9 protein-coding genes and 1 pseudogene are annotated in these 9486 nt (G+C 68.2%); 4 read left to right on the forward strand and 6 right to left on the reverse strand.

The window, feature by feature from the left end; translation table 11 throughout:
- Positions 1 to 237 precede the first annotated feature (237 nt).
- Positions 238 to 1851: an NAD(P)/FAD-dependent oxidoreductase gene (locus VF643_RS04035; RefSeq protein WP_331042088.1), complete on the forward strand. Its 1614-nt coding sequence runs from the start codon at positions 238 to 240 to the stop codon at positions 1849 to 1851.
- On the opposite strand, the gene VF643_RS04040 is transcribed toward VF643_RS04035, so the two are convergent.
- The 3 genes from VF643_RS04040 to VF643_RS04050 are packed head-to-tail and all read right to left on the reverse strand — an operon-like array spanning position 1794 to position 4683.
- A complete protein-coding gene (locus VF643_RS04040) occupies positions 1794 to 2414 on the reverse strand; it encodes an SDR family oxidoreductase (protein ID WP_331042089.1) in 621 nt (206 codons plus the stop codon). The genes VF643_RS04035 and VF643_RS04040 overlap by 58 nt on opposite strands.
- Positions 2411 to 3166, reverse strand: coding sequence for an SDR family NAD(P)-dependent oxidoreductase (locus VF643_RS04045; RefSeq protein ID WP_331042097.1), 756 nt, complete (start codon positions 3164 to 3166; stop codon positions 2411 to 2413). The genes VF643_RS04040 and VF643_RS04045 overlap by 4 nt, the downstream gene beginning before the upstream one ends.
- A complete protein-coding gene (locus VF643_RS04050; RefSeq protein ID WP_331042090.1) occupies positions 3139 to 4683 on the reverse strand; it encodes a class I adenylate-forming enzyme family protein in 1545 nt (514 codons plus the stop codon). Before VF643_RS04050 ends, VF643_RS04045 begins: the two co-directional genes overlap by 28 nt.
- A gap of 81 nt (positions 4684 to 4764) precedes the next feature.
- Here VF643_RS04050 and VF643_RS04055 point away from each other — a divergent pair, with 81 nt between their 5' ends.
- Entirely contained in the window at positions 4765 to 5634 is an 870-nt protein-coding gene (locus VF643_RS04055; RefSeq protein WP_331042091.1) for an enoyl-CoA hydratase/isomerase family protein, read from the forward strand.
- 1 nt (position 5635) lies between these two features.
- Positions 5636 to 6505 carry an alpha/beta hydrolase gene (locus VF643_RS04060; RefSeq protein WP_331042092.1) on the forward strand — a complete coding sequence of 290 codons (870 nt, stop codon included), beginning with the start codon at positions 5636 to 5638 and terminating at the stop codon, positions 6503 to 6505.
- Here VF643_RS04060 and VF643_RS04065 read toward each other — a convergent pair.
- Both VF643_RS04065 and VF643_RS04070 read right to left on the reverse strand, forming a co-directional pair.
- The gene (locus tag VF643_RS04065) at positions 6502 to 6972 is read right to left on the reverse strand and encodes a DUF3237 domain-containing protein (RefSeq protein WP_331042093.1); all 471 of its coding nucleotides are present in this window, start codon (positions 6970 to 6972) and stop codon (positions 6502 to 6504) included. The two genes, VF643_RS04060 and VF643_RS04065, sit on opposite strands and share 4 nt — an antisense overlap.
- 14 nt (positions 6973 to 6986) lie before the next feature.
- Complete coding sequence (locus VF643_RS04070; RefSeq protein ID WP_331042094.1) at positions 6987 to 8189, reverse strand: acyl-CoA dehydrogenase family protein; 1203 nt, start codon at positions 8187 to 8189, stop codon at positions 6987 to 6989.
- Between the two features lie 148 nt (positions 8190 to 8337).
- On the opposite strand from VF643_RS04070, the gene VF643_RS04075 reads away from it, so the two are divergent.
- Complete coding sequence (locus tag VF643_RS04075; RefSeq protein WP_331042095.1) at positions 8338 to 9228, forward strand: amidohydrolase family protein; 891 nt, start codon at positions 8338 to 8340, stop codon at positions 9226 to 9228.
- Here VF643_RS04075 and VF643_RS04080 read toward each other — a convergent pair.
- Positions 9225 to 9486, reverse strand: a pseudogene (locus VF643_RS04080) (enoyl-CoA hydratase); the annotation flags it as partial. The gene VF643_RS04075 and the pseudogene VF643_RS04080 sit on opposite strands and share 4 nt — an antisense overlap.

The following is a 9486-nucleotide window of genomic DNA, read 5'->3' on the forward strand; positions in this document are numbered from 1 at the left end:
CGCAAACGATAGAGCCCGCCGACTTCGGTAATTGCATTCTTGCTAAACCAACTTGGCCAAGGCGTTCGCGCCGCGACCCTGCAGTTGCACGCATGTAATCTTTCGCGCGATTACACCCGTTCGTTGGCCCGGGTATCGAGCCGCAGCCTAGACCCATCGCGCGGAACTTGAGGCGGGAGAATGACGATGGCGCACGGTGCGGGGATGAGGGAACGGCACAGGGCAGCCCCGCGACGCTTGGACGCGCTGGTCATCGGCATGGGCTTTGGCGGCATGTGCATGCTCCACATGGCGCGCGAGGCAGGGCTGTCCGTCCACGCGATCGAGGCTGGCGACGACGTCGGCGGCACCTGGTATTGGAACCGCTATCCGGGTGCGCGCTGCGACGTGATGAGCATTGACTACAGTTATTCGTTCCTCGACGAGATCCAGCAGGAATGGACTTGGAGCGAGAAGTTCGCCGCGCAGCCTGAAATCTTCGCCTATGCGCGCTTCGTCGCCGACAAGCTCGACCTTCGCCGCGACACGTCGTTCCTCACCCGTGCGCGCACGATCGCTTGGGATGACGCGCGCCGGCTGTGGACGATCGAGACCGACACCGGCGACTACTATGAGGCGACCTACTGCATTATGGCGACCGGTCCGCTGTCGATCCCGAAAGGCATCGACATCCCCGGTCGGGAAACGTTCACCGGCGACATATATCTGTCGGGCCGCTGGCCGCAGCACCCGGTCGACTTCTCCGGCAAGCGCGTCGGCATCATCGGCACCGGCTCGACCGGCATCCAGGCGGTGCCCGTCGTCGCCGAACAGGCCGCGCACCTCCACGTTTTCCAGCGTACGCCCAGTTTCACTATCCCGATGCGCAATCACCCGCTGACCGCCGAATACATGGCCCAGATCAAGGCGCACTATCCGCGCCTCCGCACGATCGCACGCAGCACCCACACCGGCGGCGTGCGTCCGGTCTCGACCCGCCCGATGTTCAGCGTCAGCAAGGAGGAAGCGCTGCGCCTGCTGGAGGAGGGCTGGCGCGAGGGCGGCCAGGCGATCTTCGGCCTGTTCTCGGACCTGCTGTATCACGAGGAGACCAACGCGGTCGTCGCCGAATTCGTGCGCGGGAAGATTCGCGAGGTAGTGAACGACCCCGCCACCGCCGAAGTGCTGACCCCCCGCGGCTACCCGATCTTCACGCGGCGGCCGTGCCTGGACAGCGGATATTACGAGACGTTCAACCGTGACAACGTGACCCTCGTCGATTGCCTCAACGAGCCGATCGAAGCGATAACCCCCGCGGGCATCCGCACCAGCAAGCGCGAAATACCCCTCGACATCATCATCGGCGCGACCGGCTACGACGGGCTGACCGGCGCGATGATGGCGGTCGACATCAAGGGCCGGGGCGGCCGCAGCCTGCGCGAGAAATGGGCGGGCGGGGCGCATTCCTACCTTGGGCTGATGATGGAAGGCTTTCCCAACCTGTTCATGATCGCAGGCGCGAATGGCCCGTCGGCGCTTGCCAACTTCGTCATCCTCAACGAGGAGAATGCACGCTGGATCGTCCGCTGCATCGCCGATCTGCGGAAGCACGGCCACGCCGCGATCGAACCGATGCCTGAGGCCGAGGACCGCTACATGGCGCTGCTGAGCGAGATCGCGGGCCGGTCACTGATCCCCAAGGCAAAGTCGTGGTACGTCGGCGCGAACATCCCGGGCAAGGCGCATTTCTTCCCGATCTTTGCAGGCGGGTTCAGCCGGTACATCGAGATGTGCAACGCGGCGGCCGCCAACGGTTATGCGGATTTCGTGTTCGAGGATGCGCCAGCGCCTGAACCCGCGCCGGCCGACTGACCGCTCACCGCCAGCGGCATCCGCAGGCTGCGGCCGCTGTCGAGCAGGATCGTCTCGCCCGAGATCAGCCGCGCGGACGCACTACCGAGCCAGGCCACGGTCGCCGCCAGGTCGATGCGCGACGCCTCGCTGTCCCAGCGCTCCCCCACGAAGTCTGTCGCGAGCGTGTTCGCGCGGATGCCGCGCAGTTCGAGCGCCAGCGAGCGCACCAGCGCCACGCACGCCGCGCCGGCCGCTGCCAATTCGACGCCGTCCCACGTGCCCAAATGCGCCTTTGACCCGACATGAACGATCGCCCCGCCCGCGGCCATCCGTGGCGCGGCGAAGCGTACCGCCTCCGTGAGCACGTAAAGCTGATCCTCCAGCGCACTGGTGAAATCCGCGTCGGTCATGTCGCGGAAGCGGATGCGGCGCGGCGCAACGGGCGTGTTGACGACGAGCAGCTCGAGCACGTCCGCCGCCTCGTCAAACGACCGCGCGACGGCATGGCCATCGCGCTCCAGAGCCTCGACGATCTCCCCACCGAACGCGCGGTCCGCCCCGATCACCAGCGCAGCGGTCATAGCGGCGGAATCCCCAGATTCTTGCCGCCGTCGACCAGCAGCACCTGCCCGCTGACGAACGCCGCTTGCGGAGAGGCGAGAAAGGCGACGACATCGGCCAGTTCCTGCGGGGACGCAGGCCGCCCGCGCGGTTCGCGCGCAGCGAGCTTGCGGCGCATGTCGTCGTCGAAACTCGCCATCATCCGCGTCTCGACCATCCCCGGCGCCACGCAATTGACGCTGATCCCGTCCCAGCGCAGTTCCACCGCCATCGCGCGGGTCAGCCCGACCACGCCCGCCTTGCTGGCGACGTAATGCGACGCGCCCGCGCCGCCGAGGTAGCCGCGCGACGCGATGTTCACGATCCGCCCGCCGGAGGGCATCGCCGCGACCACCTCCTGCGACAGGATGAAGGTTCCGCGCAGATTGACGTCGATCATCTCGCGCAATCGCTTTGGCGAGAGGTCCATGAACGCGACCATGTCGCTCGCGATCGCGGCGTTGTTGACCAGCACATCGACGTGCCCAAGCGCAGCCACCAGCGCATGCGCGGCGGCGCGGTCGCGAATGTCGAGCGCGTGGCCCTGCGCGTCGAGCCCGCCGGCGCGGAGTTCGGTGGCGCTCGCCTCCGCGACTTCGCCATCGACGTCGGCCAGGATCGTGCGACAGCCATCGCGGGCGAGCCGCTCCGCCACCGCGCGGCCGATGCCGCGGCCCGCGCCGGTGACGATCGCGATCCGGCCGCTCAGAGCTTGCGCTCCCGCCCGGCCCAGAACGGGTCGCGGATTGCACGGCGGAGTAGCTTGCCGACCGCACTCTTGGGCACTTCGTCGATGAAGCGCACGTCCTTGGGCACCTTGTACGCTGCCAGTTGCGCACGCGCGAAGTCGATCAGGGCATCCGGCGCGACCATCTGCCCTTCGCGCACCGCGACGAAGGCGGTCACCACCTCACCCCATTTTTCGTGCGGCAGCCCGACGACCACCGCCTCGCGCACCGCGGGATGCGCGGTCAGCACGTCCTCCACCTCACGCGGATAGACATTGTACCCGCCCGACACGATCATGTCGGAGGTGCGATCGACCAGATAGAGATAGCCGTCCGCATCGAACTGGCCGATGTCGCGGGTGCGTATCCAGCCGTCCGCGGTTACCGTCTCCGCGTTGAGCGCCGGGGCGTCGTAATAGCCCGTCATCGCGAAGGGCGCGCGGACCAGGATTTCGCCCGGCGTACCGGCGGCGACACGTTCGCCGTCCTCGTCCGCCAGCTTCACTTCGCAGTCGAGGCTGACGCGACCGCACGACAGCAGGCGGCGTTCGGCGTCAGGCCCGACGTGATCGTTCTTGCCCAGCACGCTGATGCACAAGGGTGCTTCGCTCTGCCCGTAATATTGGGTGAAGCGCGGCCCCCAAAGGTCGAGCCCGCGCCGCAGCGTCGCGCGCGGCATCGGCGACGCGCCGTAGACGATGGTCTCGACCGATCCGAAATCACGGGTGCCGATGCCCGGCATATCGAGCAGCATGCCGATCATCGTCGGCACCAGGTTGATCGCCGCGGGTCGCCATCGCTCGACGGCGGCGCAATATTCCTCGGGCACGAAGCCCGGGAGAACCCCAGCAACCCCGCCGCGCACCCAATATGGCAGCACCATCGTCCCGCTCGCGTGGATCAGCGACGCGGCGTGGAGCATCATCTCGCCCGGCCGCGGGTCGACAAGATTCCCGAGGATGTTGGTCGCCACTGCCGCCCAACTCCGCTGGGTATGGCTCGCGGCCTTCAACGAGCCGGTGGTGCCCGACGTGTAGAGCGCCAGCACGACGTCCTCGGCCTCGACCACGCGGTCGACGTCGCCTGCGGCGGCTTCAGCGGCGAGCGCGAGCAGATCGGGCGCGCGGGCATCCTCCCCCAGACACAGCAGCGCCAAACCGGGTACGAGCGCCGCCAACTCGCCCGCACGCGCCGCCAGATCGGGGCCATAGACGAGCAGCTCGGCACCCGCCCCGGCGATCATCCCGGCATGCTCGCGCGCCGACAGCCGCGCATTGAGCGGCACGCGGGTGACACGCGCCGCGGCGCAGGCGAAGTCCAGCGGGATGCTGTAGAGCCCGTTGTTGAGCAGCAGCGCGATTCGCGCCCCGACCGGCGCATGCCCGGTCGCGATCAGCGCGTTGCCGAGGCGGTTGGACCAGCCATGGGCTTCGGCGAAGGTCATCGCCTCCCCCGCAAAGCGGATCGCGGTGCAATCGCCGAATTGCTGCGCCCCGCGCCGCACCATCTCGCTCATCAGCATGGGGGCCGCCTCCGCTCTCTCCCGATCCGGAGGACGCTAGCAGAGCGCCGTCGCGCCGCGACGCCGGGTCCGCGCGCGGGGATGCAAATCACACTCGTAATGGCGGCGCAGTTGCGCGTCACGCGCTGGACCGGCGGCGGCGCAGCGGCATGGTCCACGAGCAACCCGCAACATGGGAGAGCGCGCGTGATGCTCCGACTCGACGTGGCCGATCATATCGCGGTGGTGACCATCGACCATCCGCCGGTGAACGCCCAGCCGCCCGAACTGATGGCCGAGATGACGGCGATCTTCGACTCGCTCAGCGATCGCGACGACGTCCGCGTCGCGATCCTGACCGGCACGGGGCGCATGTTCTCGGCGGGCGCGGACCTGAAGAACCGGCCCGGTCCCGACGCGCCGCCGGGCACGATGTGGAGCCGCATGCGGTTGGCGCGCGAGGCGATGTATTCGATCATGGAATGCCGCAAGCCGGTGATCGCCGCGATCAACGGCCCGGCGATCGGCGCGGGGTTCGGCCTGGCCTCGGTGTGCGACATCCTGGTCGCGTCGGACAACGCCTATCTCAGCCTGCCCGAGATCGACGTCGGGCTGATGGGTGGCGTGCGCCACGCGATGCGGCTGTTTCCGCACTCGCTGGTCAGCAAGATGGTGCTGACCGGCTGCCGCGTCAGCGGCGAGGAACTGCTGCAATACCGGGTCGTCGATGCGTGCCTGCCACTCGAAAAGCTCATGGACCATTGCATGGACCTGGCGCGGACGATCGCTGCCAAGAGCCCGCTGGCAATCGCGCTGGCGAAGGACGCTTTGGTCACCGTCGGCAACCTGTCGATCCGCGACGGCTATCGTTATGAGCAGAGCAACACCGTGCGGCTGTCGCGGACCGAGGACGCGGTCGAGGCGCGCACCGCGGTGCTGGAGAAACGCGCGCCTGTGTTCAAGGGGCGCTAGCATGCCGTTCGCGATCAACGGCGACGTGCGCCTGTACTATGAGACGCTCGGCAATGCCGCCGACCCTGCGGTCCTGCTCCTGGGCGGCGCGGGCAAGCAGCTGATCGATTTTCCGGATGCCTTCTGCGACGCGATCGTGGCGCGCGGCTTCTCGGTCATACGCCTCGACCAGCGCGACACCGGCCTTTCGACCGGTTTTGCGGAACGTGGATCGGACGCGGTTGGAGTGGCTGAAGCGATCGCCGACGGCCGCACGCCCGACCTTCCCTATACCACCGCCGATCTCGCCGCCGATGTGGTCGCGGTGCTCGACGCGGTGGGCATCGCACGCGCCCACCTCTTCGGCCGGTCGCTCGGTGCCTATGTCGCGCAAGCGGTCGCGCTGCAAAGCCGGGAGCGGGCGCTGTCGCTAACGCTGGTTATGACCTTCTCGCGCGCGATCGGCACGAGCGTGCCGCGCGCCCGCCTGGAGGCGCTGGACGCCGAGCGGTTCGCCGACGCCGCACACTTCGCCGAGCGCCAGGTCGCGACCGCGCGCGCGATCGGCAACCCGGCGTATTTCAACGAGCCCGCGATCCGCGCCGCCGCGATCCGCGCGTTTGATCGCGGAGTTCCCGAAGGCTCGATCGCGCGCCACTTCATGCTTGGGCTCGCCGCTCCCGATCTCCGGGGCGTGCTCGGCCGTCTGTCCATGCCGGTGCAGATCATTCACGGCGCGCTTGACACCATCATCCCGCTGACGCTCGCCGAGGAAACAGCCGCCGCGATTCCACAGGCACGGCTCACCGTGCTCGATGACATGGCGCACGAAGGGCCGCCGCAGCTCTGGGACCGCTGGATCGACCTGTTGGAGGCCAACGTGCGAAGCTAGACGATCGCGAACACGTGGTACGTGCCGCCCGCCGCTGTGCGCACGCCGTTGGTGACCGCGATCACATCGTTCATCCACAGATACCGCGCATCGCCGGTCTCGAACCGCGGCGTGGTGTGGAGATAGGTCTCCTCGAAGCTCAGCACCTCGCGATTGCGGAAACGCTCGGCGTTCGCAGCGTCCCTGGCACGCGCGAGGCCGGTGTAGGTCATGCCGATCAGCGCGCCGTCGTGCGTGGTGAGCGTCAGCCGGACGTCGATCATCATCGTCCCGTCCGACCGCATCGTGATCCAGTCCGCGCCGCCCGGATTTACGATGCCGCGCAGCCGCTCCCCCTCGAACGTGCCGCCGTCGACCGGAAAAACGCCGCGGTAGCCCAGCGGCGTGACGCCGAGCCGCTGCGCGTGATCGTAGCCGACGATGAGTCGCAGGACGAACAGCGGCTCCCAGTTCAGTTGCTCGATCATCGCGATCCCTTCCGCTAAAGCCCCAGATGCCGCCGCGCGACGATGTTGCGCTGGATCTCGCTCGACCCGCCATAGATCGTGGTCACTCGGGCGTTCAGTGCGCCCTGCACCGCATAGGCTATGTCGGCGTCAACCGCACCTGCTTGGCCTTCGATCGCGCGAAACGCTGCCGCGTCGTACCCGAGCGTCTCGAACCACAATTCCGTGACCGCCTGGAGCAGCTCGGACCAGCGCAGCTTGAGCATCGAGGCGCGGGGCCCCGAGTCGTTGCCCGCCGACGCATCCGCCATCAGCCGCATCACCATCGTCTCGACCGCGATCGTCTCGATCTCGATCTGCGCCAGGTTCGCGCGAAACACCGGATCGCGATCGGCCCCACGCGCGGCCGCCGCCGCGCGCAGGCCGCGCAGGCTCTGGCTGAGCCGCAACGCGGACGCCGCGCCGAACCCGCGCTCGCGGTCGAGCAGCACCTTGCCATAGCTCCACCCCGCGCCCTCTTGGCCGACCAGGTTCGCGACCGGCACGCGCACGTCGTCCAGGAACACTTCGTTGCTGTGGCGCTTCTCGTCCATCGTTTCGATGGGGCGAACCGTCAGCCCGGGCGTGTCCATGTCGATCAGCAACATCGACAGCCCGCTTTGCTTGCGAGCTTCGGTCGAGGTACGCACGAGGCAGAACATCCGGTTCGCTACATGCGCGTAGCTCGTCCACATCTTCTGCCCGTTTACGACATAATGGTCGCCGTCCCGGACAGCACGCGTCTGCAACCCGGCCAGATCGGATCCGGCCGCAGGCTCGGTATATCCCTGGCACCACCAGTCGTCGCCCGATATGATCGCGGGCAGATATCGCGCCTTCTGCTCGGGAGTGCCGTAGGTGAAGAGAATCGGCCCGATCAGTTCCAGTCCCTGATGGAACTGGATCGGCGCGTCGGCGCGCGCCGCCTCCATCTCGAAGATATAGACCTGGGTCGGCGACCAGCCCGTCCCGCCGTGTTCGACCGGCCAGGTCGGCGCGCCCCAGCCGCGCGCGGCGAGCCGTCGCTGCCAGGCGACCATCTCGGCGGGGTCGAGCCGCAACCCAGCCTGCAACCGCGCGCGATGCGCAGGCGAGGCGGCGTCCGCAAAGAATGCACGCACCTCGTCGCGAAACGCGGTCTCGTCTTCGTCGAAGTCCAGGTTCATCGCCGCGATCTCGTGGTTGCGTCTGCGCGGCACGCTAGCGTCATTCGTGACGGTGGCGGGAACGCGCACCGTGCAAGAGGGGAGCAATTGCGTATGTAATGGCGCACGCCCGAGCGGCGGCACCCCGGACGCAGGCGCGGGGCGCTGCTACGTCCAGCCAACCGAATTCGGGGAGGCGCGGATGACGATCGAGAAGACCGACGCCCATCATCATCTCTGGCGGTTGGATTCATCGCATTACCCGATGCTGCGCGCGCCGGGGATCGAGCGGTTCCTCGGCGACACCGGCAGACTCAAGCATGATTTCGAGGCGGCGGAGTTCCTGCCGCTCGCGTGCGCGCAGAACGTCACCCGATCGGTGTACGTCGAGTCGCACTATGACCCGCCGATCGCGGAGACCGCGCACGTCCAGGCGTTCGCTGAGGTGCACGGCTTCCCGCACGCGATCGTCGGACGGGTAGACCTCGCGTCGGGCGAGCTTGGCGCCGCGCTGGACACCCACATGCGATCGCCGCTGTTCCGGGGCGTCCGCGTGATGGTGAATTGGGATGCCGATGCCATGTTCCGCGCCGTCGCCGATCCCGATCTCCTCAGCCGTCCCGCCTGGCGCGCGGGGTATGCCGAACTGGGCGAACGCGGACTGTCGGCGGAGGTCATGGCCTTCCCCGCGCAGCTCGCCGCGCTCGCCGATCTTGCGGCCGATCGGCCCGGCACGCCGCTCGTGGTCGGCCACGCCGGCCTGCCGCTCCATCGCACGGGCGCGGAGCACGCGTTGTGGCGCGCGGGGATGACCGCGCTCGCCGCGCTGCCGCACGTCGTAGTCAAGCTGTCGGGGCTGGCGATGGTCGACCATCACTGGACTGTGGACGGCATTCGGCCGATCGTGCGCGAGCTGATCGACCTGTTCACGCCCGCCCGCGCGATGTTTGCGAGCAACTTCCCCGTCGATGGCCTGCACAAGAGCTATGACGCGATCTGGGATGCCTTCGACGCCATTACCGTCGACGATCCGGCGGCCGATCGCGCCGAGCTGTTCCGCGACACCGCCCGGCGCTTCTACAGGATCGCCTAGACCTCGGAGAAATCACCGCCGCGCCCCTTGCCCGAAGCGAAGCGCGCCGCGCCGCCGGGCGCGATCCGGCGCGCGGCGGCGCCCAACTCGGCCTCGCGCCGCAGCGCCGCGTCGAGCGGCAGCGACCATTGCTCCAACGCCGACAGCCGGTCGCTGCGCATGCAGACCTGCGGAAAGCGCGCGATGTCATGCGCCAGCGCCTCCGCCGCGCGCCGCGCTTCGCCAGCCGGAACCACCCGGTTCGCGAGGCCGAAGTCC

The sequence above is a fragment of the Sphingomonas sp. genome, assembly GCF_036387595.1.
In the GTDB taxonomy this organism is placed as follows: domain Bacteria; phylum Pseudomonadota; class Alphaproteobacteria; order Sphingomonadales; family Sphingomonadaceae; genus Sphingomonas.

Excerpts from the sequence above, each read along its gene's own strand:
- VF643_RS04060 (WP_331042092.1), top strand. The coding sequence starts at position 5,636 with ATGCCGTTCGCGATCAACGGCGACGTGCGCCTGTACTATGAGACGCTC.
- VF643_RS04050 (WP_331042090.1), bottom strand. The coding sequence starts at position 4,683 with ATGCTGATGAGCGAGATGGTGCGGCGCGGGGCGCAGCAATTCGGCGAT.
- VF643_RS04055 (WP_331042091.1), top strand. The coding sequence starts at position 4,765 with ATGCAAATCACACTCGTAATGGCGGCGCAGTTGCGCGTCACGCGCTGG.
- VF643_RS04075 (WP_331042095.1), top strand. The coding sequence starts at position 8,338 with ATGACGATCGAGAAGACCGACGCCCATCATCATCTCTGGCGGTTGGAT.
- VF643_RS04040 (WP_331042089.1), bottom strand. The coding sequence starts at position 2,414 with ATGACCGCTGCGCTGGTGATCGGGGCGGACCGCGCGTTCGGTGGGGAG.
- VF643_RS04065 (WP_331042093.1), bottom strand. The coding sequence starts at position 6,972 with ATGATCGAGCAACTGAACTGGGAGCCGCTGTTCGTCCTGCGACTCATC.